This window comes from Cellulomonas hominis, from assembly GCF_005239125.1.
In the GTDB taxonomy this organism is placed as follows: Bacteria; Actinomycetota; Actinomycetes; order Actinomycetales; family Cellulomonadaceae; genus Cellulomonas; species Cellulomonas hominis_A.
The window spans coordinates 1-23,688 of sequence record NZ_SZYE01000042.1 but is presented as its reverse complement, the minus strand read 5'-3'; the positions used below and the strand labels follow the sequence as shown (position 1 = coordinate 23,688).

The following is a 23,688-nucleotide window of genomic DNA, read 5'->3' as shown; positions in this document are numbered from 1 at the left end:
ACTCCGGCGCGACCGGCGCCCGGCGCCCCCGCTGCCGCCTCCTCCCCGGCAGCCGCCTCGGCTGCCCCCGCCGCCGCTGCTCCGGCCGCGGCCCGCCCGGCGACCGCCCGGCCGGACGCCGGGCCGGACGACGACGAGGCCCCCGTCCCGCAGTGGCAGAGCCTGCTGCGCGCGATGGCGCCGGCGCCGCTGCCCGAGGACGAGGCCGAGATCACCGACGCCACGGGCGACATGCTCCGCGGCGTGGGCGCCGACGAGGAGATCGACGAGATCGACGAGCAGCCCGAGCGGCTGCGCCGCCCGCTGCCGTACACCTGGCTGCAGTGGGTGGTCCTGGCCGTCGTGGCGTTCGTGCTCGGCTTCCTCGTCATCCTCGTCGCGAACACCGCCTCGGACGCCGCCGGACCCGACGTCCCGGCCCTGGCGGCCGCGGTGCTCGACGCCGCGCCCGCACCCTGACCTGCACCATCCCCATCCCGAACCACCCGAGGAGACCCGTGTCGGCAACCGACCGCGCGATCGAGCTCACCGTGGCGGCCGCACGCGCCGCCGCCGACCTCAAGGCCCAGGAGATCATCGCCCTGGACGTGAGCGGCCAGCTGGTGCTGACCGACGCGTTCCTGATCGTCTCCGGCACCAACGAGCGGCAGGTCGGCGCGATCGTCGACGCCGTCGAGGAGGCGCTGCACAAGCTGGGCGCCAAGCCGCTGCGCCGCGAGGGCAAGTCCGAGGGCCGGTGGGTGCTCATCGACTTCGGCGACGTCGTCGTGCACGTGCAGCACGCCGAGGACCGGGTGTACTACGCCCTCGAGCGGCTCTGGAAGGACTGCCCCGTCATCGAGCTGCCGGCCGACGTGCACGGCACCCCCGAGGGCGACGAGGCGGGGGAGTGACCGCCGGGCGCGTCGTCCTCTGGCGGCACGGGCGCACCGCGCACAACGCCGCGGCGCGCCTGCAGGGCCAGTCGGACATCCCGCTGGACGAGGTGGGCATCTGGCAGGCCGAGACGGCCGCGGCCGCGCTCGCCAGCCGGTACGCCCCGACGCGGATCATCGCCTCCGACCTCGGCCGCGCGCGGTCGACGGCGGAGGCGCTGTCCGCGCGCACCGGCCTGCCGGTGCACACCGACGCGCGCGTCCGGGAGCGGTCGTTCGGCGACTGGGAGGGCCTCACGTCGGCGGAGATCGCCGAGCGCTGGCCCGAGCAGCACGCCGCGTGGCGCGCGGGCCGGGAGCCGGAGCGCGTCGGGGCCGAGACCCGCGCCGAGGTCCAGACCCGGATGATGGCGGCGATCGCCGACCAGGCCGGGGCCCTGGAGCCCGACGACACGCTGGTCGTCGTGTCGCACGGCGCCGCGATCACCCTCGGCCTGGTCGGCCTCCTCGGCCTGCCGGCGGAGTGGAAGGGCGTGTCCGGCATGTCCAACGCCCACTGGGCCGAGGTCCAGCCCGGCCGCCCGGGCTCCGGCCTGGCGTGGCGGCTGGAGGCCCTGAACGTCGGCCCGGTGCACGCGTCCTCGGACTGGAACGCGGGCCCGGACCGGGCGGATCGAGGGATGGACGAGGAGGTCCGCGACCCGGCCTGACCTGCCGATTCGCATCTTCCGCGCGGTTCGATTAGAGTTCAGGACGCCCGCTCAGCGGGACGGGAGACGGCCGGAAGGCCTGATCACGGGGCTGTGGCGCAGCTGGTAGCGCACCTGCATGGCATGCAGGGGGTCAGGGGTTCGAATCCCCTCAGCTCCACATCGGAAGCGGGCGAGAGCGGAAGCTCTCGCCCGCTTCGTCGTTCCCGGCCGCGGCGGCCGGTCCCGACGTCAGCCCCGCGCGGCGTCCCCGCCGGTCGGCGCCACGGGCGACGCTCCCTCCAGCGCCGTCACCCCCGCGGCGAGCACCTCGACGATCCGGTCCACGTCGTACACCGCCCCGCCCCACGTGCCGCCGCTGACGTCCTGCAGCGCGGCCCACAGCCGGGTGTCGTCGGGCAGCAGCGGGTGCGGCGCGAGCCCGGGGTGCGGCTCCCGCGCGGCGAGCACCCGGGCGCCCTCCTCGGGGGAGAGCGGGGCGTCGGCGGCGCCGACGTAGTCGACGCTGCCCTCCAGCCCGGCGACGTCGACGCGGATCCGGACGAGGTCGCCGTCCCGGAGCCGCCCGATCGGCCCGCCGGCCAGCGCCTCGGGGCCCACGTGCCCGAGGCAGGCGCCGGTCGAGACGCCGGAGAACCGGGCGTCGGTGATCAGCGAGATGTCCCGCCCGTAGCTGAGGTGCTTGAGGGCGGAGGTGACCTGGTAGGTCTCCTCCATCCCGGTGCCGAGCGGACCGCCGCCCATGACGACCATGACGTCGCCGGGGGCGACCTCGCGCGCCTTGATGGCGGCGATCGCCGCGGCCTCGGACGTGAACACGCGCGCCGGGCCGACGTGCTCGAACACGTCCCCGTCGAGGCGCGCCGGGTCGATGGCGGTGGACTTGATGACGGAGCCCTCCGGCGCGAGGTTCCCGGTGGGGAACGCGGTCGTCGGCATGAGCCCCCGGCGGCGGGCCGCGGGCGGGCTCATGATCACGTCGTCGGGGTCGACGCCCTCCTGGTCCCGGAGCACCTGCCGCAGCCGGGCGCGCCGCTCGGAGCCGGCCCACCAGTCCAGGACGGTGCCGAGGGTCTCGCCGGTGGCGGTGAGCGCGTCGAGGTGCAGCACGCCGAGGTCGCGCAGGTGCAGCATGACCTCCGGGGCGCCGCCGGCGAGGAACATCCGGACGGTGGGGTGCTGGACGGGGCCGTTCGGCAGCACGCTGACCAGGCGGGGGACCGCGCGGTTCACGCGCACCCAGTCCGCGACGGACGGCCGCGGCACGCCCGCGGCGTGCGCGATGGCCGGCAGGTGCAGCAGCAGGTTGGTCGACCCGCCGATCGCCGCGTGCACCGCCATGGCGTTCTCGAAGGCCTCGGGGGTGAGCACGTCCCGGGTGGTGAGCCCGAGCGCGCGCTGCCGCAGCACGGCGAGCGCCGACTGCCGCGCGACCTCGGCCCAGACCGGCTCGCCGGACGGGGCGAGGGCGGAGTGGGGGAGCGCGAGGCCGAGGGCCTCGGCGATCACCTGGCTGGTGCCGGCGGTGCCGAGGAAGTGGCAGCCGCCGCCGGGGGAGGCGCACGCCCGGCAGCCGGCCTCGGCGGCGTCCTCCAGCGAGAGCTCCCCGTTGGCGAACCGGGCGCCGATGGTCTGCACGCGCGCCAGGTCCTCGCCCCGCGTCGGGGGCAGCGTGACGCCGCCGGGCACCAGGACGGTCGGCAGGTCGTGCTGGGACGCCAGCGCCATCATCGTGGCGGGCAGGCCCTTGTCGCAGGTGGCGACGCCCAGGACGGCGGACCGGGTGGGCAGCGACCGGATGAGGCGGCGCATGACCGTCGCGGCGTCGTTCCGGTACGGCAGGGAGTCGAACATGCCGGTGGTGCCCTGCGAGCGGCCGTCGCACTGGTCGGAGACGAACGTGGCGAACGGCAGCCCGCCCTCGGCCGCGACGGTCTCGGCCGCCGCGCGCACCTGGTCGACCAGCTCGAAGTGCCCCGAGTGCAGCCCGAGCGCGATCGGCTCGCCGGTCTCCGACCGCAGCCCGCCGGCGGTCGACACGATCATCACCTGCGGCCCGAGCAGGTTCGCCCGGGGCCAGCCCATGCCGGCGTTCTGCGTCATGCCGAACACGTCGCCGCTCGGCGAGTCCCGCAGCGTCTGCGCGGTCAGCGGCAGCCGCCCGGACGGCCCGTCGGCGTGCGAGCGCAGCGCGTAGATGCCGTCGTGCGGCTCCAGCAGCTGCTCCCAGGACGTCACGGCAGGTCCTCGACGGTGGCCATCAGCGCGGCGAGCGCCTCGGCCTGCTCGGGGGTGGCCGGCAGGTGCGGGGCCGTCGAGTGGTGCTCGAGCCGGACGCCGCGGCCGACCATCCCCTCCTTGAGCAGCGGGAAGAACGGCGCGCCGAGCGCGTACACGCCCATGAGCACGTCGATGCGCCGCTGCGCGGTGGCGATCGCGGCCGCGTCCCCGGAGTCGACGGCCCGCACGTACGCGGCGCAGTACTCGGGGTACAGGTTGGCGAGGCCGCCGATCGCCCCGGCGCCGCCGGAGGTCACGACGTGGTGCAGGTTCTCGTCGAACCCGGCGAACACCCGGAACTCCGGGAACTCCGGCAGCAGCTCGGTGAGCAGCCGGCGGGTGTGGCCGACCTCGAGCACGGTGTCCTTGTAGCCGACGATGTTCGGGTGCCGGCGCAGCAGCCGGCGGGTCACCTCGGGGCCCAGGTCGTAGCCGGTGCGGGCGGGGAAGTTGTAGAGGTAGACGTCGCCGGGCACCTGGTCGGCGACCGCCGAGAAGTACGCCTCGACGGCCGCGTCCTCGAGCGCGAAGTAGTACGGGCCGACGACCATCACGGCCGGCGCCCCGGCGTCGAGCGCGTACCGGCTGAGCTCGACGGTGTCGTCGACCCGGAGGCACCCGGTGCCGACGATCAGATCCCCGCGCGGCAGCACGTGCTCGACGGCGAGGTCGATCAGCTCGCGCTTCTGCTCCGGCCGCAGGGCGAAGAACTCGCCGGTGCTGCCCAGGAGCACGATGCCGTCGACGCCGCCGTCCAGGATGTGCTCCCAGACGGCCAGGTTGCCGTCGCGGTCCAGGGTGCCGTCGGCGTGCAGCGCCGTCACGGCGGGGGCGAGGAACTGGGCCACCGCGATCACCAGACCCGGACGCGCGCGGCGCCGTCGTGGAGGCGGGCCAGGGGGCCCGGCGGGTGGGGGGAGCCGGGTTCCTTGCGGTGCCCGACCAGGTCGAGGTCGGCCACGACGGGGGTGCCGTCGGGGTTCTCGTAGCCGGCGCCGACGATCCGCACGTGCCCGAGGTCCGCCCCGGTCACCACGTCGAGCAGCGGGGCGGTGAGCCCGGCGGGGAGGTCGGTCTCCAGGTGGACCTCCGCGCCGGAGTCCACGACCCGCACCGTCGCCGGACCGTCGACGACGCGGGCGCCGGTCTCGTGGGTGGCCGGCCGCGCCCCGCCGGCGTACGCGTTCGACCAGAGGTAGGCGGCCTGCCGCTCCAGGTGGAACCGCGAGTGGTCGCCCGCGCCGGTGCCGGCGCCGATGCGCTCGGCGTACTCCGCCCAGGACCCCGGCGCCCCGTCGTAGGCGTGCGTGCCGTTCGACTCCGGCGGGAAGTCCGCGAGCAGCATCGGGGCGTCCGCCGCGTAGACGCCGTGCCGCGCCCCGACGAACAGGTTGCCGGCGTACCGGTCGTCGCCGCCGTAGACGAACGCGTACCCGGCGACCTGCGTGGAGTGCGGCACGTGGTAGGGCGTCGCCCGGTCCAGCACCGGCTGCACCCGCAGGACGCCCAGCACCAGGTTGTGCAGGAACGCGGTGCCCTGGCTGAGCAGCTCGACGGCGATGGGCGAGGCCAGCACGTTGTGGTCGACGACCGCGGGTCCGTGGGCGACCTCGACGAACAGGTCGCGGATGTTCCGGTACAGCAGGTTCCGCGTGACGCGCGCGCCCTGGGCCTGCCAGTCGAGCCAGATCCCGAGCGTCGTGTCGTGCACCCGGTTGTGCTCGACGGTCACGTCGAGCGGCGCGTGCAGCTTGATGCCCGCGATCTCGTACCCGGAGAACTCGTGCTTGGTCCCGATGTGGTGGATGTGGTTGTCCACGATCGTGGAGAAGGCGCAGCCGAGGTGGCCGACGACGCCGTTCTGCCCGCAGTCGCGGATCTCGTTGCGGCGGACCACGTGCGAGCCGACGTGCTCGCGCTCCCAGCCCTGGTGCAGCGCGGTGAACACGGCCTCGAGCTGGTACTGGTAGCCCGGCTTGTCGCCGCGGACGAACGACTCGTTGTCACCGCTCGCGGCGTCCTTGCCGAGGGAGACGCCGGCGCACTTGGCGTCCCGGATGAGGTTGTCCTCGATGACCCAGCCCTTCGCCCAGCGCGGCCCGACCAGACCGAGCTGGTCGGCGGTGGGCGGCGCCCAGGGGGTGGCGGCCTGCGCCAGCTCGAAGCCGCGGACGGTGACGTAGTCGACGTGGGCGCGGTCGGGGCTGAACACCGACGGACGGACGTTGACCTCGACGACCTCGGCGGTCGGGTCGGCGCCGCCGAAGTTGGCCCACACGGTCGTGGCGTCCTCGCCGACCTCGGCGTACCAGACCAGGACGGTGCGGTCGGGGTCGACCAGCGGGGTGTCGAGCGCCGTCCACTGGTAGCGCACGTGCGTGCGGCGCTCGGGGTGGTCCACGGCGGCGCGGTCGTGCACCTCGTGCAGCGAGCGGCCGGACAGGTAGACGTCGCCGCGGTGCGCGAGGGGCTCGCCGGGCCGGGTGTGCAGCCAGTCGCCGGCGACGGGCTCGTCGAACGGGTTGAGGTCGCCGAACAGGGAGTTCGGGATCTCGGCCCGCCACACGTCCCCCTGCTCGCGCACCCAGCCGGTGGCGACCTCGGCCCCGGTGATGACCACGTGCTCCCCGGGCGCCGCCTCGAACGTGATCCGGCGGTCGTCGGCGACGCCGCCCCGCGGGGGACGCACCCACTCGCGGTAGGTGCCCGCGTGCACGCGGACGGTGTCGCCGGGCAGCGCGGCGCGCGCCGCCCGCTGGATGGTGCGGAACGGGGCGCCGGGGCTCCCGTCCGCCCGGTCGGCCCCGGTCACGGCGACGTGGAGCGTGGTCAACGGGGACGTCCTTCGGTCGGAGCGGTGCGGGCGGCCACCGCACCGCCGCGAAACACTTTCCGCACCGGTGCGTCGACCCGCCGACCATACGACGTCGACAGGCGTCGCGAAAGGGAGAACGCGCGCTTCCGCTGGTGAAAGAGTTTCGCTACGGTGGCGGACATGGCGACCACGGACCGCCGGCCCACCCTCGAGCAGGTCGCCGCGGCGGCGGGGGTGTCCACCTCCACCGCGTCGAAGGTGCTGAACGGGCGGCCTGGCATCTCGCGCGCCACCCGGCGCCGCGTCGAGGAGGCGATCGAGTCCCTCGGCTACGCCCCCACGACCGGTCCGCGCGCGGGCGTCGCCCCGCTCCGCGTGGCCGTGGTGTTCCGCACGCTCGCGGACGTCTACGCGCTGCGGGTGCTCGAGGGCGTGGTCGCCTCCGCCCGGGAGCACGGGATCGAGGTCGTCGTGGACGTGCTCGACGCGGGCCCCGCCGACGGCGACGCCGCGCCGCTGTCGACCGCGTGGATCCGGCGCCAGGCGGCCGGGGACCGCGCGGGGGTCGTCCTCGTCACGACCCAGCCCACCGCCGCGCAGCGCGACCTGCTGCGCTCGCTCGGCGTGCCCACCGTGCACATCGACCCGGTGAACCCGATGGACGACTCGACGGTGTCGGTGGGGTCGACCAACTTCTCCGGCGGCGTCCAGGCCACCCGGCACCTGCTGGAGCTCGGCCACCGCCGGATCGCGTTCGCGGGCGGGGCGCCGGAGTTCCTGCCCTCGGCCGAGCGGCTGCAGGGGTACCTGAGCATGGTCCGGGCCGGCGACGGGCAGGTGGACGACGCCCTGGTGCGGTCCCGCGCGCACACCTTCGAGGCGGGCCTCGCGATCGGCGACGAGCTCCTCGAGCTGCCCGAGCCCCCGACCGCGGTCTTCGCCGCCTCCGACTCGATCGCGCTCGGCGTCCTGGCGTCCGCGCAGCGGCACGGCCTGCGGGTGCCGCACGACCTGTCCGTCGTCGGGTTCGACGACAGCTCGGCGGCGGCCTCCGCGGCGCCGCCGCTGACCACGGTGCGGCAGCCGGTGGTGGAGATGGGGCGGGTCGCGCTGCGCACCCTGCTGCAGCTGGCCCGGGGGGAGCGGGTGGACTCGCACCACGTGCAGCTGTCGACGGCGCTGGTCGTGCGGGAGTCCACCGCGCCGCCGGCGGGCTGACGGCGCGCCCCCGGTCGGACGGCGCGGCGCCCGGTCAGGCGGGTGCCGGGCCCGTGCTGGCGCGGACGGTCAGCGACGTGGCCAGCTCGACCCGCGGGGACGCGGGATGCCGCCCCTCCGCCATCGCGAGCACCGTCTGCACGGCCATGCGGCCCATGTCGCCGAGGTGCTGGTGCACGGTCGTGAGCGGCGGGGTCGTCCACGCCGCCTGCGGGGTGTCGTCGAACCCCGAGACGCTGAGCCGCTCCGGCACCGGCACGCCCAGCGCGTGCGCGGCGCCCAGCACGCCGACGGCGATCTCGTCGTCCGCGGCCATGATCGCCGTCGGGGGGTCAGCCGACGTGAGCAGCTCGTGGGCGTACCGGGTGCCGTTCTCCACGGTGAACTGGTCCGAACGCACGAGGGCCGGGTCCGCCACGAGCCCGGCCGCGTCGAGCGCGGCCCGGTAGCCGTAGAGGCGCTCGCGGGCCGCGTCGGAGTCCTCGGGGCCGCCGATCCACCCGATGCGGCGGTGACCGAGGCCGATGAGGTGCTCGGTCGCCGCGCGGGCGCCGTCCCAGTTGCTCGACCCGACGCTGACGAGGTGGCGGTCCCGGGTGCCGACCGGGTCGACGATCACGAACGGCAGGGACGCGTCGGCCGCGGCGCGGATGAGGGCGCCCGGCCGGGAGAGCGTGAGCCCGACGACGCCCCCGACGCCGACCGCGAGCAGGTCGGCCACCCAGTCGCGGGCGACCGCCGGCTGCGTGCGGGCGTCCCGGTCGGGGGCCAGCCGCGTCAGCAGGTCCACGCGCTCGTCGGTCGCGGCCGCCAGCGAGCCCTGGAACACGCCGAGGATGTAGGGCGACGCCGGCAGGTCGAACACGACGGCGAGCGCGCGGCGGTCGTGCGCGTGCGCCGGTCCCGGCGCGGGGCGGTAGCCGATCGCCGCGACCGCCGCGAGGACGCGCTCGCGGGTCTGGTCCGACACGTCGTCGCGCCCGTTGAGGGCCTTCGACACCGTCGCCTTGGACACGCCCGCCGCCGTCGCGACGTCGGACAGGGTGGCGCGCCGCGCGGCCGCACTCGTCATGGCTCTCCCTCGACCCGAAACTGTTTCGCGATCCTACAACGGTCCCGTCACGGTGACGGCGGAAACCCCGGGGGTGTTGCGCTCGGGGCCGTCCATCTCCTACGGTCGCCTCACGATACAGGTTGCGAAACCGTTTCGACGCCAGCGGGTGGCACCGGAGCCGCCCGCGCCGACCGAAGGAGGTCCGCGTGTCTGTCGAGGCACCGCCGTCGACCCTGCTGATCGACCACCGCCCGCCGTCCGACCTGCCGCTGCGGCACGTCTGGAGCGAGTGCCTCGGGGCGGGCCGCGCCAACGAGGCGCTCCGCGTCGACTGGCAGGACCACTTCCGCGAGGCGGTCCGCGTCCTGGGCGCCCGCCACGTGCGGTTCCACGGGGTGTTCCACGACGACATGTTCGTGTACCGCGCCTCGAACGGCGGCGGGTTCGGCCCGCCGACGCCGCTGGCCACCCCCGTTTACACCTACGCGTACGTCGACAAGGTGTTCGACGCGATCCTCGACGCGGGCGCCCGCCCGTTCGTGGAGCTCGGGTTCATGCCCCGGGAGCTCGCGCGGGACACCGAGACGCTGTTCTGGTGGAAGGCGCACGGCAGCCCGCCGACGGACATGGGCGCCTGGGTCGAGCTGGTCACAACGACCGTCCGGCACTGGATCGACCGCTACGGCCTGGACGAGGTGCGGCAGTGGCCGTTCGAGGTCTGGAACGAGCCCAACCTGGTCCCGCACTTCTGGACCGGCACCCGGTCCGAGTACTTCGCGCTGTACGAGGCCACGGCCCGCGCCCTCAAGGCGATCGACCCCGCGCTGCGCGTCGGCGGCCCCTCGTCGTCGGTGTTCGTCGCGGACGCCCGCTACGACGGCGAGTACCACGACAAGTCGGTCGAGGCCGCGACCGCCGAGGCCGACGACCCGGACGCGCTGCCCTGGAAGCCGGTGTGGATCAACGAGCTCATCGCGTTCTGCGCCGAGCGCGACCTGCCGCTCGACTTCCTGTCCACCCACCTGTACCCGACGGACTTCGCGTTCGACACCCAGGGCGTGGGCCGGCCCATCAGCCGGAACCGCGACGCCACCCGGGACGACCTGCTGCACCTGCGCGAGCTGCTCGCCGCCAGCCCGTTCCCGGACGCCGAGGTGCACGTCACCGAGTGGTCGACGTCGCCGTCCAGCCGGGACCACATGCACGACACGCTGTTCGCGGCGACGTACATCACCCGGGCGTTCCTGCAGTGCCAGGACCTCGCGGACTCCATCGCGTACTGGACGTTCACCGACGTCTTCGAGGAGGGCGGCGGCGGCATCGGGCCGTTCCACGGCGGCTTCGGCTTCGTCAACGAGCAGGGCCTGCACAAGCCGACCTTCCACGCGATGGCGATGCTGAACCGGCTCGGGAGCAGGATCCTCGCGCAGCACGAGCACGGCGTCCTGACGGCCACCGCGGACGGCGGCGTCGCCGGGGTGTTCTTCAACTACCCGGACTCGATGGGCGACCGCTCCGTCGGCGGCGCGACCAGCTACGCCGCCGCCCGCCGCCACCTCGGCGAGGGGCCCGCGCGCCGGGTCGCCCACACCGTGTCCGGCCTGCGCCCCGGCGCCGGGTACCGCGTCGAGATCCTCGACTGGGAGCACGGCAACGTCGCCGAGGAGTGGCACCGCCGCGGCGAGCCGCTGAACCTCAGCCGCCGCGACGTCGCCGAGCTCGCCGCGGTCGCCGACGCCCTGGACCGCCGCACCCTCACCGTCGCCGACGACGGCGTCCTGACCATCGACCTCGAGCTGCCGGCCTGGGCCGTCGCCTCGATCAGCCCCGCCCCCACCACCCGCTGACGCGGGAGAAAACCGAGAGGACCTCACCATGAGGATCACCGCGAAGTCCGCCGGCGCTGTCGCCTTCGCCGCCGTGTCCGCCCTCGCCCTCGCCGCGTGCGGCGGTGGTGGCGGCGGGTCGTCCGAGGAGGCCGGCGAGGACAACAAGCCGGACAAGCTCACCGTCGCCGCGTGGATGGACTTCCCCCAGGAGCTGCTGGACTCCTTCGAGGAGGAGACCGGCATCGAGGTCGTGGTCAACCGGTTCCCCGACGGGGCGTCGGCGCAGACCGTGCTCCGCAACGGCCTGTCGTCGGACGGCGCCGGCCTGTCGGACGTGCACCTGGTCGAGCTCGACTGGTGGACCGAGATGATGGCCGTCCCCGAGGACTGGGCCGAGCTGCCCGAGGTCCCGGACCGCTGGGTCGACTGGAAGGTCGCGCAGGGCTCGGTCGACGGCACGATCACCGGCTACGGCACCGACATCGGCCCGCTGGCGATCGCGTTCAACCAGGACATGCTGGCCGGCACCGGCCTCGCCACCGACCCCGAGTCCTTCGGGGAGCTCATCGGCGGCGACGACGCGACCTGGCAGACCTTCCTGGACGCGGGCCGCCAGTACGTGGCGGCCAGCGACAACTACTTCGTCGACTCGCTGACCAACGCGTTCCAGGCGGCGATCAACCTGCTGCCGGCCGCGTTCGAGGACCCGGAGTCGGGCCTGCCGTACGACCTGGCCGGGAACACCGAGGTCAAGGACCTGTTCATGATGTTCGCGGACGCCGCCGAGGACGACATCTCGGCCGGCATCGCGATCGGGCACGCCGACTGGGGCGCCGGGTTCCAGAACAAGCAGTGGGCGAGCGTCGTCACCCCGGCCTGGATGACCGGGATCATCGCGGAGAACGCCGACGGCGTCGACGGCTGGCGGATCGCCAGCACGTTCCCCGAGGGCGGCGGCAACTGGGGCGGCTCGTTCTTCGCGGTCCCGTCGACCGGCCCGAACACCGCCTGGGCGATCGAGCTCGCCGACTACCTGACCACCCCGGACGCGGCGATCGACTGGTTCAACGAGACCGGCCAGTTCCCGTCGCAGCTCGAGGCGATGTCCGCCCCCGAGATCGCCGAGGCCGAGAACCCGTTCTTCGGCGACCAGCGCGTCGGCCAGGTCTACGGCGACCTGGCCGCGGCCGCGGGCGACGCAGCGGCGGGCGGGTACCGCGGCGAGAACTTCGCGGGCATCCAGACCCTGGTCACGGACGGCATCCGGCTCGTCGAGTCGGACAGCGCCACCGCGGAGCAGGCCTGGGAGTCCGTGGTCGGCGAGTTCGACGCCCTCGGCTTCGAGACCGCGGACTGAGGCGGTGTCGACCGGATCGACGGTCCCGCCCGGCGTGCGTCGCGTCGGGTGGGGCCAGCGGCTCTCGCGGTGGGACCTCAAGCTCTCGCCGTACCTGTACGTCTCGCCGTTCTTCCTGCTGTTCGCGGTCTTCGGCGCGTTCCCGCTGCTGTTCAACGTGGTGGTCGCCGTGCACGACTGGCACCGCCGCGCCGGCATGGGGGACTTCGTCGGGCTCGACAACTTCACCTGGGTGCTGCGGCAGCCGCTGTTCTGGCGGTCGCTGGAGAACACGTTCTCGATCTTCCTGTGGGGCGCGGTCCCGCAGCTGGTCCTCGCGCTGCTGATCGCGGCCGTGCTGGACCAGAACCTGCGGGTGCGGACGTTCTGGCGGATGAGCGTGCTCGTGCCGTTCGTCGTCATGCCCGTGGCGACCGCGATGATCTTCGGGCAGGTCTTCGGCCAGTTCGGCCTGCTCGTCCCGCACCTGCAGGACCTCGGTCTGCTGACCGGGTCGGACTCGCCGTTCTTCCAGGACCGCCTCCTGTCGCACATGGCCATCGGCTCGATGGTCGTGTTCCGGTGGACGGGCTACAACGCCCTGATCTTCCTGGCGGCGATGCAGGCGGTGCCCCGCGAGCTCTACGAGGCGTCCACGGTGGACGGGGCGGGACGGCTCCGGCAGTTCTTCTCGGTCACCCTGCCGAGCATCCGGCCCACGATGATCTTCGTGACGCTCACCATGACCATCGGCGGGCTGCAGATCTTCGACGAGGTCCGCCTGTACGACGGCGGGGGGACGGGCGGCGGCAAGGGCGGTGCCGACAACCAGTGGACCACCGTGGTCCTGTACCTCTACGAGCTCGGGTTCGGCGACTGGCAGGACCGGCTCGGCCAGGCCGCGGCGGTGGGCTGGATCTTCGCTCTGATCATCGTCGTGTTCTCGCTGGTGAACTTCCTGCTCACCCGGTCCATCTCGTCCTCGCGGTCCCGCGGCCCCCGGGTCACGCGGGCCCAGCACCGCGCCGCCGTGGCGCGGGCGCGGGCGGTGGCCGCCGGGTCGGCGGGTCCCCTCGCAGCAGGCCTGCCCCTAGCACCGGCCGACGCGCCGGCCGTCGACGCGGACCTCCAGGAAGGAGCGAACCGGTGAGCACCGGGTACATCGAGAACACCGCCGGCAAGGGGGCCGTCCGGTACGCGCACAAGCGCGCCCGGCGCGGCCGGCCCGTCCCGCAGCACGACAGCACCGGTCGCCGGCCGGGGTGGATCTCCTACGGCCTGCTCGTCGTGGTCGTCGGGCTGTCGATCTTCCCGCTGTACGCAGCGGCGATGTACGGCTCGTCGACCAGCCAGGAGATCGCCCGGGCGGTCGGCGACCTGCCGACCTGGTTCCCGACGCTGGTCCTGCTGGAGAACTTCCGGGAGGTGGTCACCGCCTCGCAGTTCAACTTCTGGACGGCCTTCGCGAACTCCGTGCTCGTCGCGGTCGCGGTGACCGCGTCGACCGTGTTCTTCTCGACGCTCGCCGGGTTCAGCTTCGCCAAGCTGACGTTCCGAGGGCGGCAGGTGCTCTACGTGACCGTGATCGCCACCATGGCGATCCCGGCCCAGGTGGGCACGATCCCGATGTTCATCATGATGAACGACTTCGGCTGGATCGACTCCCTGGCGGCGCTCACCGTGCCCACCCTGGTCACGGCGTTCGGCGTCTTCTGGATGACGCAGTACCTGCAGGAGGCGCTCCCGTTCGAGCTGGTGGAGGCGGCCCGGGTGGACGGGGCGTCGATGTTCCGCACCTTCTGGTCCATCGCGATGCCCGCCGCGCGCCCGGCCGCGGCGACGCTCGCGCTGTTCACGTTCGTCGGGTCGTGGAACAGCTTCTTCTGGCCGTCGGTGGTGATGCGGTCGCAGCTGACCATGCCGCTCGTCGTGCCGCAGCTCAAGGGCGCGTTCACCTCGGACACCGGCCTGGTGATGTCAGGCGTGTTCCTGGTCGCGGCACCGCTGCTCGTCGTGTTCGTCGTCGCGGGCAAGCAGCTGGTCGCCGGCGTGATGGCCGGCGCGGTGAAGGGCTGACCGGCCGGGGTCCGACCGCGGGACGGCCCCGGCCGTCCCGCGGTCAGACCCCGAGGCCGTCCAGCGCCCGCGCCAGCGACCGGCGGTTCGCCGCGTCGTACCCGGCGACCCACTCGCCCGCGTAGCCGCGCAGCGGCGCCTCGATCGTCATGACCAGCGCCAGCCACATCCGCGCGAGCAGCAGCCGCGCGGCGGCCCCCGGCGAGGTGGTGTCGAGGTCCCCGGCCACGACCTCCGGGACGCCGTCCCACATCGGGTCGGCGCCGACGAGGTCCAGCACCGGGTCGCCCCACAGCGCCCGCTCCGGGTCGATCACCCCGGTCAGCGCGCCGGTGGCGGGGTCCACGAACAGGTTCCCGGGCCACAGGTCCGTGTGCACGAGCCGCGGGGTCGCCACCTCGTCGAGCGCCGCCGCGTGCGCCGCCAGGGCCGCCCGGACCCGGTCGGCCGGGATCTCCGGCACGCCGCCCCGCCCCGCGTCCCCGAGCAGGGCCTCGACGATCGCGGTGAACGCCGCGCGCCACGTCGGCGCCTGCAGCGCCGGCTGCTGCGGGTAGCCGAACACGTCGCCGGTGACGGTGCCGATCCGGCCCAGGAGCACCCCGAGGTCCGCCTGGGCGCGCGCGGCCCGGGGGTCCTCGGCGGGGGAGCCGAAGCCCGCCTTCGCCCACGGCACGCCGTCGAGGTGCGCGGCGACGACGACGTCCCCGGCCACGACCGTGCGGCTGAAGTCCGTGTGCAGCAGCGCGGGCATCGGCAGGTCGGGCCGGTCGCCCGCGAGCGCGTAGACCGCCGCCTCGGTGCGGATCAGGTCGCGCTCGTGGGTCAGCAGGCCGGGGGCGTCCGCCGGCGCGGTCTTCACGACGACCCGCCGCCCGTCGGCCAGGGCGACCCGGTAGGTGGTCGCGAACAGACCGCCGTCGAGGCGCTCGGCGCTCTCGAGGGCGCCGACCGGTGCGACGAGGGCGCGCAGGGCGTCGAGGGGCAGGGTCGGGGGCGTGGCGTCGTCGGGCATGAGCAGCAGCGTAGGGGCTGGTCCGGGGCCCGGGCCGCGACCACCGGCCCGGCGGCCGCGCGCTGGCTGCCCGGCGGCCGCGCGGTGGACCCGGGGCCCGGCCGCGCGGCCGGCCGCGCTCAGCCGCCCAGGCCCGCCCGGTCCACCTTCCGGTGGAACCGCATGCCCGCGAGCCCGCCGAGCACCGCGCCGACCAGGCTGACCACGGCCACCACGAGCAGCGCGATGATGCCGCCGGTGGTGAGGTCGCCCTCGGCGACCGGGATCCGCGGGAAGCTGTCCAGCCGGCCGAGCACGTCGTACTGGTCCCCGGCGACGACCGCCGCGACCGCGACGACGACCGCGATGAGCACGGCCCACAGCCAGACGGCCAGGCCCTGCTTCGCCCCGTCGAACCGGGCCATCCGCCCCGCGACGTACCCGCCGCAGTAGTACGCGACGAACAGGACGACCGCGAGGACGATCGCGCCGACCAGCCCGATGGAGGTCGGGTCGGAGGCGGCCTGGTCGGCGGCCTCGCCGACCGAGGTGTCGTTCGCGACGCCGACCGCGGCGCCCGCGGCGGCCGCGACCGCGGTGAGGAGCACGGCGGTGCCGGTGGCGGTCAGCCAGCCGAAGAACGCCGAGCCGAGCTTCATGCCGCCGTACTCGTCCTTCTCGCGGGCGACGACGGCGTGCCGGTCCCGCGCGAGTGCGTCGGGGACGGCGCGGTCGGCCACGGCGCGGTCGCCCTCCGGGGTCGGCGCGACGTGCGCGCCCTCGCCCGGGCGGTCGGGGGTGGTGCGGGGGTCGTCGGAGGTGCTCATGGGGGGATGCTCCTCGGCTCGGTGCCGCCCCGGTCCTGGCGCGGCGCTGCGGCCGCCGGCCGCGGGCGGTCCGGTCGGCCTCGATGCGGGCAACGTAAGTCCGCCGGGTCGCGTCCGCGACCGCAGGGCGGTCGCAGGGCGACCGGCCGGCCCGGATCACCGACCCGGCGCCGTGGCCTGGCACGATGGCCGGGTGGTGGACGACGACGCGACGACGGTGATCCAGGACGTGCGGCCGTGGGGCGGTGACCCGGCCGACGTGGGGGTCGCCGGGGACCGGATCGCCTGGGTGCGCCCGGCCGGCACGACCCCGCCCGCCCCGGGGGCCGAGGTGGTCGAGGGGCACGGCCTGCTCGCGCTGCCCGGCCTGGTGAACACGCACGCGCACGCGGACAAGAGCTGGTGGGGCCTGCCCTGGCAGTCCTACGGCGGCGAGGGCGGCACCCAGGGGCGGATCGCCCACGAGCGCGCCCGCCGCGACGAGCTCGGCATCCCGAGCGCCCCGGTCGCCGAGCGGGTGCTCCGGGAGTACCTGCGCACCGGCACGACCCGGGTGCGCACCCACGTGGACGTCGACCTCGGGCTCGGGCTGCGGGGGATCGAGGCGGTGCGGGAGGCTGCCGCCGCGCTCGACGGCGCGATCGAGCTGACGGTCGTGGCGTTCCCGCAGGACGGCGTGCTGCGCCGCCCGGGCGTCCTGGAGCTGCTGGACCGGGCGGCCCGTACGGGCGCGGAGCACGTCGGCGGCCTCGACCCGGCGCTGATCGACCGCGACCCGGTGGGGCAGCTCGACGGGCTGTTCCGGATCGCCGCCGAGCACGGGTGCGGGCTCGACATCCACCTGCACGAGCCCGGCGACCTCGGCGCGTTCGAGATCGACCTGATCCTGGACCGGGTCGAGCGCGACGGGATCGCCCCCGGGAAGGTCAACGTGGCGCACGGGTTCGCCGTGGTCGACGTCGACCCCGCGCGGCGCCGGGACCTGCTCGACCGGATGGGTGCGCTCGGCGTGACGATGACGACGGTCGCGCCGGTGCGGATGCGGCAGCTCCCGCTCGCCGAGATGGACGCCGCCGGCGTGCGGTTCGGCCTCGGCACGGACGGCATCCGCGACCTGTGGAGCCCCTACGGCGACGGCGACCTGCTCGGCATCGCGTGGCAGTACGCGCGGGCCGGCGGCGTGGTGCGGGACGAGGACCTGCGCCGGGTCGTCGAGCTCGCGACCCGCGACGGCGCGGCGTTCGTCACGGACGAGGTGCACGACCTGGTGCCCGGGTCCCGCGCGGACGTCGTGCTGCTCGACGCGGAGAACCCGATGGACGCCCTGGTGCGGCGGGTGCCGCGCTCCGCCGTGGTGGCCGGCGGCCGGGTGGTCGACCTGGCGGCGCTCGCGGCTCGCCCGTGGGAGTGACGGCCGCCGGTGACCCGGTGACCGCCGAGCTGCGCCTCTGGACCCCGGCCGACGCGGGCGCGCTGCGCGCCGCCGTGGCCGCCGCCCCCGACCTCGTCCGGCAGACCGGCGGCGCCGACCTGTCGACGGACGCCGCCGCGGCCGAGCACATCCGCCGCCACCTGGCGCCGCGCGGGCCGCGCTCGTACGCGTTCGCGGTGGCGGTCGACGGCCGCGCGGTGGGCGGCGTCGGGATCAGCGCCGTCGACGACGTGCACGGGACCGCGTGGCTGTCGTACTGGCTGGCGGCGGAGGCCCGCGGCCGGGGCCTCGCGACCGCGGCGCTGGTCGGCGCGTCCGCGTGGGCCGTGCGCGAGCTCGGGACATTCCGGCTCGAGCTCGGGCACCGCGTGAACAACCCCGCGTCCTGCCGGGTCGCGACGCGGGCCGGGTACCCGGCGGAGGGCGTCGAGCGGGCGAAGCTCCGGTACGGGGACGAGCGGTTCGACGTCGAGACGCACGCGCGGCTGGCGACGGACCCGGCGCCGGAGGTCGTCGGGCTGCCGGTGCGGTGACGCCGCGCGCCGCGATCGCGGCCCCGCGGTGGACGGCGCCGCCGTGCCGGGCGAGGATGCCCGCATGACCGAGACCGTCGCCGTGACCGGCGCGCTGGGCAAGGTGGGCCGCGCGGTGGTGCAGGACCTGCTCGCGCACGGGTACCGGGTGCAGGCGTCCGACGCGCAGGGCCCGTTCGGCGAGCGCGCCGGCCTGGGCGTGGACGTGCTCCGCGCGGAGCTGACCGACTACGGGCAGGCCGTGGAGGCGCTCGCGGGCTGCTCCTCGGTGGTGCACCTGGCCAACATCCCGCAGCCGGGCATGGAGTCGCCGCCCGACACCTTCAACCGCAACATGGCGGCCAACGCGAACGTGTTCCTCGCGGCGCAGCGCCTCGGGCTGCGCAAGGTGGCGTGGGCGTCCAGCGAGACGACGCTCGGGCTGCCGTTCGACGTGCCGCCGCGGTACGCCCCGGTCGACGAGGCGCACTTCCCGCACCCGACGACGACCTACGCGCTGTCGAAGGTGCTGAGCGAGGACCTCGCGGCGCAGGTCGCGGCGTGGTCGGGCATCCCGTTCGTCGGGCTCCGGCTGTCGAACGTGTTCCCCGCCGAGGCGTACGCCGCCGTGCCGTCGTTCCAGGACGACCCCGCGAAGCGGCGGTGGAACCTGTGGGGCTACATCGACGCGCGCGACGCGGCGACGGCGTTCCGGCTGGCGCTCGAGGTGGACACGACCGGCTCGCAGAACGTCATCATCGCCGCGGCCGACACGATCATGGACACGCCGTCGGCCGATCTGCTGGCCGCGGAGTTCCCCGGCGTCCCCGTGCGCAAGGAGCTGGGGACGCACGAGACGCTGCTCGCGATCGACGGCGCCCGGGCGCTGCTCGGGTTCGAGCCGCAGCACTCGTGGCGCGACGAGGCCCCACCCGCCTGACCTGCGCGAACCCGCGCCGAGAGCCCGCGCGCCGCGTGCCCCCGCGCCGAGATCGGTGGTTCGCGCCGAGATCGGTGGTTCGCGCCGAGATCGGTGGCTGCAGGCACCGATCTCGGGCGGAAGCACCGATCTCGACGAGCCCGGGCGGGCGCGAGCGGGGCCTGGGAGGGCGCGGGAGCGGAGCCCGGGAGGGCGCGAGCGGAGCCCCGGAGGGCGCGAGCGGGCCCCGGGTGGGCTCGTGGCGGGGCCGGGGCAGCGCGACCCGGTGGGTCAGACGCGGGCGGGGGACGGGGCTGTGCGGCGGAGGCTCAGGACCGCGGCCGCGAGCACGGCCTCGGAGTTGTCGGCGAGCTTCTCGGCCCCGTACCGGCCCTTCAGCCGCACGGTCCCGCCCCGCTTGAGCACCAGCGTCGCCCGCAGCGGCACCTTGCCGCGGACCTTCGCGGTCGCGACCTCCTCGAACGGCAGGTAGCGGTACCGGGCGGCGAGCTCGCCGACGGAGGCGCCCTCGACGAGCGCGACGAGCCGCTTGCGCCCCGAGCCGCGCCGCGGCGCCGGGACCAGCACCAGGCCCTCGTCCAGCACGAGCACGTCGTGCCGGGCGCCGTCGACCGCCACCGACGCGACGCCGGCCAGCAGCGACGCCCCCAGCGCGTCTGCCTGCGCGGCGGCCTGGCCCGCGCGGTCGACGTCGACCCGGAGCGCGGCGAGGTGGCGGCGCGCGTCCGCGACGGTGCGCGGGTCGGCGGCGAGCACGGCCAGCGGGCGGGGGTCGATCGGCACGCCGGCCAGGTCGACCAGGCGGGGCCCGCCGACCCAGGGCTGCTCCCAGCGGCCGATGCCCGCCTGCACGGCCGCGGAGCACACGACGACCTGGAGCGCGTCGACGAGGGTGCCGGCGTCGTCGTCCGGGGCGGGCTCGCCGGCGGGGGTCGCGGGCTGCGCGGGTCCCGCCGTCAGGCCCAGCTCCAGCGCGAGCTCCGGCCCCCGGCCCTGCGCGACCAGGCCGAGCACGGTGGCGAGCGTCGCCCGCGGCAGCCCCGCGAGCCGGGCGGCGGCGCGGTAGACGGCGTCCGCGGTGCGCTGCCGGTTCCGGGTGGTGGCCGCCTCGCCGAGCGCGGGCCAGTCGAGCCGGGCCCGGTCCTCGAACCGCAGCGAGCCCTCGGCCACCATCGCCGCCGCGTCCGGGAAGCCCGGGACGAGCAGCGTCGCCCGCCGGGTGTCCCGCGCCCGGTGCGCGTCGGGCACCCGGTCCATCGCGGCGATCCGGGCGGCGTGCGACGGGTGGCTGTCCCACCGGGACTGCGTGGCGTCGGGTGCCTGCCGGCGCAGGTCGGCGAGCTCGTCCGCGCGGGCGCGCAGCAGGGCGTCGAAGCCGCCGAAGAACGCCGGGGCGGTCGGGGCGAGGCCGACCTCGAACGCGGGCGCGACGTACACGCCGGTGTAGTGCTGCCACGCGGCCGACACGACCTCGACCTCGCGCAGGGACTGCTGGGCGACCTCGCGGCCGGCGACGGCGACGCTGATCTCGTCCGCCTCGAGCTCCTGGCGGCGGCTGACCGCCGCGGACACCAGGAGGTAGAGCCGGGCGTAGCCCGCGAGCAGCCAGCCGACGACCGAGCCCGACGTGGCCTGCACGGTCGCCATCACCACCGCGCGACCGCGGTAGGCGAGCGGGCCCAGCCGGGTGTGGTTCCGGGAGTAGTGGCCGAGCTCGTGGGACAGCACCGAGCGGAGCATCGCGACGTCGAGCGCCTGCAGGAGCGGGACGCCCAGGTACATCCGCCGCCGGCCGCCGACCAGGCCGAGCAGCCGGGCCTCCTCGGAGACGGCGGCGTTGACGTCGGCGACCAGGCGGATCTCGTCTGGTGCGCGGGTGTGCGCGGCGGCGGCGAGCTCCCGGACGACCGTCCACAGCTCCGGCGCGGACTGCGGCGGCACCTCGACGCCGTCCGGCGGGGCGGCCTTCGCGCGCGCGACCTTCCACAGCGCGGAGACGATCCCGACGACCAGCACGATCGCGAACAGCGCGAGGTACCCGGCTCCGCGGGCGTGGTCGCTGGTGAACGCCAGGACGCTGAGCCAGCCGAGGAGGACGGCGAGCCCGACGGCGACGACGTAGAAGCCGGCGAGCATGACGAGGGACAGCGCGGCGCGCAGCGTGGTGACCATCGGCGCCGGACGCTAGCACCGGGTCGTGCCCGTCCGCCCGGTGGGACCGCAGGTCCACCCGGGTGGCGGCGTCCGACGCCCTAGCATCGGGGGCGTGCCGACCCCCGACTTCGTCCTCGACCTGCGCGCCCGCATCGGGCACGACCTCCTCTGGCTGTCGGGGGTGAGCGCCGTCGTGGTGCGACCCGGCGCCGACGGCCGCGACGAGGTGCTGCTGGTCCGGCGTGCCGACAACGGGGCCTGGACGCCGGTCACCGGGATCATCGACCCGGGGGAGGAGCCGGCCGTCGCGGGCGCCCGCGAGGTGCTCGAGGAGACCGAGGTCGTCGCGGTCGCGGAGCGGCTGGCGTGGGTGCACGCCCTGCCGCCGATGCAGTACGCGAACGGCGACCGGTCGCAGTACCTCGACCTGACGTTCCGGTTCCGCTGGGTCTCGGGAGAGCCCGGCCCCGGCGACGGCGAGAACACCGAGGCCCGGTGGTTCCCGGTGGACGCGATGCCGGCGATGTCCGAGGAGATGGTGGCGCGGGTCGCGCACGCGCTGGCCCCGGAGGAGGCCGCCCGCTTCGCGGTCTGAGCCGCGGGCACGGGGCGGCGGCCGCGTCGGCCGCGGCCGGCAGGTCCGTGGACCGTCAGCCGCCCCGGTGCGGGAGCGGGTCGGGCTCCGGGTCCGGGCGCGGGTCCCCCTGCGCTCCCGGGCCGGTCGCGGGTCGCCGCCCGCGCCGCTTGGCCTCGTACAGCGCCACGTCCGCGCGCGCGAGCAGGTCGCGGGCGGTGTCGCCGGGCCGGGCGGCCGCGATCCCGGCGCTCCACGGGGTCGGGCAGCGGGTGCGCGCCGCGGCGACCCAGCGCTCCGCCCCGGCGGCGTCCCGGCCGGGCAGGACCACCACGAACTCGTCGCCGCCGACCCGTCCGACCACCGCGCGGTCCGTCGCGGCACCCCGCCAGGACGCGACCAGCGCCACCAGCACGTCGTCGCCGGCCAGGTGGCCGCGGGTGTCGTTCACGGCCTTGAAGTCGTCGACGTCGGCGGAGACGACGGCCAGCGGCGCACCGGTGCGCCGGGCGTCCCGGAGCCGGGCCTCCAGGCGCTCGAGCACCGCCGCCCGGTTGAGGGCGCCGGTCAGGTCGTCGGTGGTCGCGTGCCGGCGCAGCCAGTGGGTCACGTGGCCGAGCAGCGACGCGCTCGCGACGGTCATCACCACCACGACCAGCCAGGTCAGGGTGTGGAACGGCGCGGGCGCGAGCACCATGCCGACGGTCACCGCCGCGATCGCCTCGGCCACCAGCAGACCGGCGACCCGGGTGCGGAACGCGTACGCGGCGTACTGCGCGGCGGTCATCACGCCGATCGACAGGACCACCAGCCCCTCCGCGGTGCGGCACGACGCGAGCAGCGCGCCCGCGGCGAGCAGCGCGACGGCGAGCGCCGCGGGCATCGTCCAGCGCCGCGCGGGCAGCACCAGGACGCCGGCCGCCAGCGCCGCGAGCAGCCCCGACGCGGCGAACCACAGGCCCGCCGGCGAGTCGGGGCTGTACGGCCGGACCGCGCCGCCGAGCACCAGCACGGCCATCAGCCCCAGGGCGCTCGCCAGGTGGCCCCGGGTGGCGTACAGCCGGGGCGCCCGCGCACCGGAGCTGCCCATGCCGAGGGTGTCGGCACGCGAGGGCCCCGGCATGACATCCGCGGCGGGTGAGCCGCGTATCCTCCGCGGGTGCTGCTGCCCGCCCGGACCGGTCCCGTCCTCGCCCTCGTCGGCGCCACCCTGTTCTGGGCGGGCAACTACGTGCTGGGCGCGGTCGCCGTCCGGGAGATGACCCCGGTGAGCCTGACCGCCCTGCGCTGGGCGCTCGCGGCCGTCCCGCTCGCCGTGATCGCCCAGGTCGTCGAGCGGCCGGACTGGCGCGCGGTGCTCCGGACCTGGCCGCGGCAGGTCGTGCTGGCGCTGCTCGGCATGGTCGGCTACGCGCTGTTCGTCTACACGGCGCTGCAGCACACGTCGTCGGTGAACGCGTCGCTGGTGAACGCGCTCAACCCCGCGCTGATCGCGCTGCTCGGGGCGGTCGTGGCCCACCGCGCCCCGTCGGGCCGGGCGGTCGCGGGCATGCTCGTGGGGCTGCTCGGGGTGCTGGTGGTGCTCACCGGCGGGCGGCTCGGCGCGCTGACGGCGCTGGAGCTGAACGTCGGCGACCTGCTGATGGTGGGGGCGATCGTCGTGTGGAGCGTGTACACCATCGGCGGGCGCGGGCTCGCGGGGGTGCCGCCGATCGCGTCGACCGCCGTGCAGGCCGCGATCGCCGCCGTCGTCATGGCGCCGTTCGCCGCGACGGGGCACGTGCACTGGCCCGCCGGCCGGAACGCGACCGTCGCGCTCGTCGTGATCGCGGTGCTGCCGTCGGTCGGCTCCTACCTGCTGTGGAACCTGGCGCTGCGCCGGGTGCCGCCCGCGGAGGCCGGGGCGTACCTCAACCTCATCACGGTGTTCACGGTGCTGATCAGCACGGCCACGGGGTACGTGCTCGGTGCCGCGCAGGTGGTCGGCGGCGTGCTGGTGCTCGGCGGCGTGCTGCTGGTGCGGGACCGCCCGGGGCGGGCGGGCCGCGGGCGCGGGGGCCGC

At 75.6% G+C, this 23,688-nt stretch carries 21 protein-coding genes and 1 tRNA gene; 14 read left to right on the top strand and 8 right to left on the bottom strand.

Features of this window, described 5'->3' with window-relative positions:
* The 4 genes from FA014_RS19910 to FA014_RS07660 form a co-directional block, all read left to right on the top strand.
* On the top strand, positions 1-459 hold a 459-nt coding region (locus tag FA014_RS19910), incomplete at its 5' end, for a hypothetical protein (protein WP_230322958.1).
* A gap of 38 nt (positions 460-497) precedes the next feature.
* Positions 498-893, top strand: coding sequence for a ribosome silencing factor (gene rsfS, locus FA014_RS07670; protein ID WP_154729099.1), 396 nt, complete (start codon positions 498-500; stop codon positions 891-893).
* Complete coding sequence (locus tag FA014_RS07665) at positions 890-1,585, top strand: histidine phosphatase family protein (RefSeq protein WP_154729098.1); 696 nt, start codon at positions 890-892, stop codon at positions 1,583-1,585. The genes rsfS and FA014_RS07665 overlap by 4 nt, the downstream gene beginning before the upstream one ends.
* Before the next feature lie 87 nt (positions 1,586-1,672).
* Positions 1,673-1,745: transfer RNA gene (locus FA014_RS07660), tRNA-Ala, on the top strand.
* A gap of 71 nt (positions 1,746-1,816) precedes the next feature.
* Here FA014_RS07660 and FA014_RS07655 read toward each other — a convergent pair.
* Genes FA014_RS07655 through FA014_RS07645 form a run of 3 tightly spaced genes read right to left on the bottom strand, consistent with a single transcriptional unit; the run spans position 1,817 to position 6,698 of the window.
* Positions 1,817-3,823, bottom strand: a complete 2,007-nt coding sequence (locus FA014_RS07655) for a YjhG/YagF family D-xylonate dehydratase (RefSeq protein ID WP_154729097.1) — start codon at positions 3,821-3,823, stop codon at positions 1,817-1,819.
* Positions 3,820-4,713: a dihydrodipicolinate synthase family protein gene (locus tag FA014_RS07650; protein ID WP_230322957.1), complete on the bottom strand. Its 894-nt coding sequence runs from the start codon at positions 4,711-4,713 to the stop codon at positions 3,820-3,822. The genes FA014_RS07655 and FA014_RS07650 overlap by 4 nt, the downstream gene beginning before the upstream one ends.
* 5 nt (positions 4,714-4,718) lie before the next feature.
* The gene (locus FA014_RS07645; RefSeq protein WP_154729096.1) at positions 4,719-6,698 is read right to left on the bottom strand and encodes a right-handed parallel beta-helix repeat-containing protein; all 1,980 of its coding nucleotides are present in this window, start codon (positions 6,696-6,698) and stop codon (positions 4,719-4,721) included.
* Positions 6,699-6,860: 162 nt separating this feature from the next.
* Between FA014_RS07645 and FA014_RS07640 the strand changes: the two genes are divergently transcribed.
* Positions 6,861-7,898: a LacI family DNA-binding transcriptional regulator gene (locus tag FA014_RS07640; RefSeq protein ID WP_195969197.1), complete on the top strand. Its 1,038-nt coding sequence runs from the start codon at positions 6,861-6,863 to the stop codon at positions 7,896-7,898.
* Positions 7,899-7,932: 34 nt separating this feature from the next.
* Here FA014_RS07640 and FA014_RS07635 read toward each other — a convergent pair whose 3' ends face one another.
* Positions 7,933-8,970: a LacI family DNA-binding transcriptional regulator gene (locus FA014_RS07635; RefSeq protein WP_154729094.1), complete on the bottom strand. Its 1,038-nt coding sequence runs from the start codon at positions 8,968-8,970 to the stop codon at positions 7,933-7,935.
* Positions 8,971-9,158: 188 nt separating this feature from the next.
* Here FA014_RS07635 and FA014_RS07630 point away from each other — a divergent pair, with 188 nt between their 5' ends.
* From FA014_RS07630 to FA014_RS07615, 4 genes are read left to right on the top strand one after another with little or no spacing between them, the layout of a single operon-like run.
* On the top strand, positions 9,159-10,799 hold the full coding sequence (locus FA014_RS07630) for a GH39 family glycosyl hydrolase (protein WP_154729093.1): 1,641 nt from the start codon (positions 9,159-9,161) through the stop codon (positions 10,797-10,799).
* A gap of 28 nt (positions 10,800-10,827) precedes the next feature.
* Positions 10,828-12,138 (top strand): extracellular solute-binding protein, encoded by a 1,311-nt coding sequence (locus tag FA014_RS07625; RefSeq protein ID WP_154729092.1) that lies wholly within the window; start codon positions 10,828-10,830, stop codon positions 12,136-12,138.
* 34 nt (positions 12,139-12,172) lie between these two features.
* A complete protein-coding gene (locus FA014_RS07620) occupies positions 12,173-13,267 on the top strand; it encodes a carbohydrate ABC transporter permease (RefSeq protein ID WP_230322956.1) in 1,095 nt (364 codons plus the stop codon).
* Complete coding sequence (locus FA014_RS07615) at positions 13,264-14,193, top strand: carbohydrate ABC transporter permease (RefSeq protein WP_154729090.1); 930 nt, start codon at positions 13,264-13,266, stop codon at positions 14,191-14,193. The genes FA014_RS07620 and FA014_RS07615 overlap by 4 nt, the downstream gene beginning before the upstream one ends.
* Positions 14,194-14,236: 43 nt before the next feature.
* On the opposite strand, the gene FA014_RS07610 is transcribed toward FA014_RS07615, so the two are convergent.
* Positions 14,237-15,208 carry a phosphotransferase family protein gene (locus FA014_RS07610; protein WP_154729089.1) on the bottom strand — a complete coding sequence of 324 codons (972 nt, stop codon included), beginning with the start codon at positions 15,206-15,208 and terminating at the stop codon, positions 14,237-14,239.
* A 119-nt stretch (positions 15,209-15,327) separates the two neighbouring features.
* Positions 15,328-16,014 (bottom strand): hypothetical protein, encoded by a 687-nt coding sequence (locus tag FA014_RS07605; RefSeq protein WP_230322955.1) that lies wholly within the window; start codon positions 16,012-16,014, stop codon positions 15,328-15,330.
* A gap of 193 nt (positions 16,015-16,207) precedes the next feature.
* On the opposite strand from FA014_RS07605, the gene FA014_RS07600 reads away from it, so the two are divergent.
* The 3 genes from FA014_RS07600 to FA014_RS07590 all read left to right on the top strand — a co-directional run bounded on the left by FA014_RS07600 (position 16,208) and on the right by FA014_RS07590 (position 18,898).
* Positions 16,208-17,425, top strand: a complete 1,218-nt coding sequence (locus FA014_RS07600) for an amidohydrolase family protein (protein ID WP_230322954.1) — start codon at positions 16,208-16,210, stop codon at positions 17,423-17,425.
* 17 nt (positions 17,426-17,442) lie between these two features.
* Entirely contained in the window at positions 17,443-17,979 is a 537-nt protein-coding gene (locus tag FA014_RS07595; RefSeq protein ID WP_154729087.1) for a GNAT family N-acetyltransferase, read from the top strand.
* A gap of 64 nt (positions 17,980-18,043) precedes the next feature.
* Positions 18,044-18,898, top strand: a complete 855-nt coding sequence (locus tag FA014_RS07590) for an NAD-dependent epimerase/dehydratase family protein (protein ID WP_154729086.1) — start codon at positions 18,044-18,046, stop codon at positions 18,896-18,898.
* Between the two features lie 270 nt (positions 18,899-19,168).
* On the opposite strand, the gene FA014_RS07585 is transcribed toward FA014_RS07590, so the two are convergent.
* Complete coding sequence (locus tag FA014_RS07585) at positions 19,169-21,070, bottom strand: M48 family metallopeptidase (RefSeq protein WP_154729085.1); 1,902 nt, start codon at positions 21,068-21,070, stop codon at positions 19,169-19,171.
* A gap of 94 nt (positions 21,071-21,164) precedes the next feature.
* Here FA014_RS07585 and FA014_RS07580 point away from each other — a divergent pair, with 94 nt between their 5' ends.
* Entirely contained in the window at positions 21,165-21,647 is a 483-nt protein-coding gene (locus FA014_RS07580; protein WP_154729084.1) for an NUDIX hydrolase, read from the top strand.
* A gap of 55 nt (positions 21,648-21,702) precedes the next feature.
* On the opposite strand, the gene FA014_RS07575 is transcribed toward FA014_RS07580, so the two are convergent.
* The gene (locus FA014_RS07575; RefSeq protein ID WP_195969196.1) at positions 21,703-22,716 is read right to left on the bottom strand and encodes a GGDEF domain-containing protein; all 1,014 of its coding nucleotides are present in this window, start codon (positions 22,714-22,716) and stop codon (positions 21,703-21,705) included.
* Between the two features lie 69 nt (positions 22,717-22,785).
* On the opposite strand from FA014_RS07575, the gene FA014_RS07570 reads away from it, so the two are divergent.
* A partial coding sequence (locus FA014_RS07570; protein ID WP_230322953.1) for a DMT family transporter occupies positions 22,786-23,688 on the top strand: 903 nt, incomplete at its 3' end.

Excerpts from the sequence above, each read along its gene's own strand:
- FA014_RS07640 (WP_195969197.1), top strand. The coding sequence starts at position 6,861 with ATGGCGACCACGGACCGCCGGCCCACCCTCGAGCAGGTCGCCGCGGCG.
- FA014_RS07635 (WP_154729094.1), bottom strand. The coding sequence starts at position 8,970 with ATGACGAGTGCGGCCGCGCGGCGCGCCACCCTGTCCGACGTCGCGACG.
- FA014_RS07625 (WP_154729092.1), top strand. The coding sequence starts at position 10,828 with ATGAGGATCACCGCGAAGTCCGCCGGCGCTGTCGCCTTCGCCGCCGTG.
- FA014_RS07610 (WP_154729089.1), bottom strand. The coding sequence starts at position 15,208 with ATGCCCGACGACGCCACGCCCCCGACCCTGCCCCTCGACGCCCTGCGC.
- FA014_RS07605 (WP_230322955.1), bottom strand. The coding sequence starts at position 16,014 with ATGAGCACCTCCGACGACCCCCGCACCACCCCCGACCGCCCGGGCGAG.
- FA014_RS07590 (WP_154729086.1), top strand. The coding sequence starts at position 18,044 with ATGACCGAGACCGTCGCCGTGACCGGCGCGCTGGGCAAGGTGGGCCGC.
- FA014_RS07585 (WP_154729085.1), bottom strand. The coding sequence starts at position 21,070 with ATGGTCACCACGCTGCGCGCCGCGCTGTCCCTCGTCATGCTCGCCGGC.
- FA014_RS07575 (WP_195969196.1), bottom strand. The coding sequence starts at position 22,716 with ATGGGCAGCTCCGGTGCGCGGGCGCCCCGGCTGTACGCCACCCGGGGC.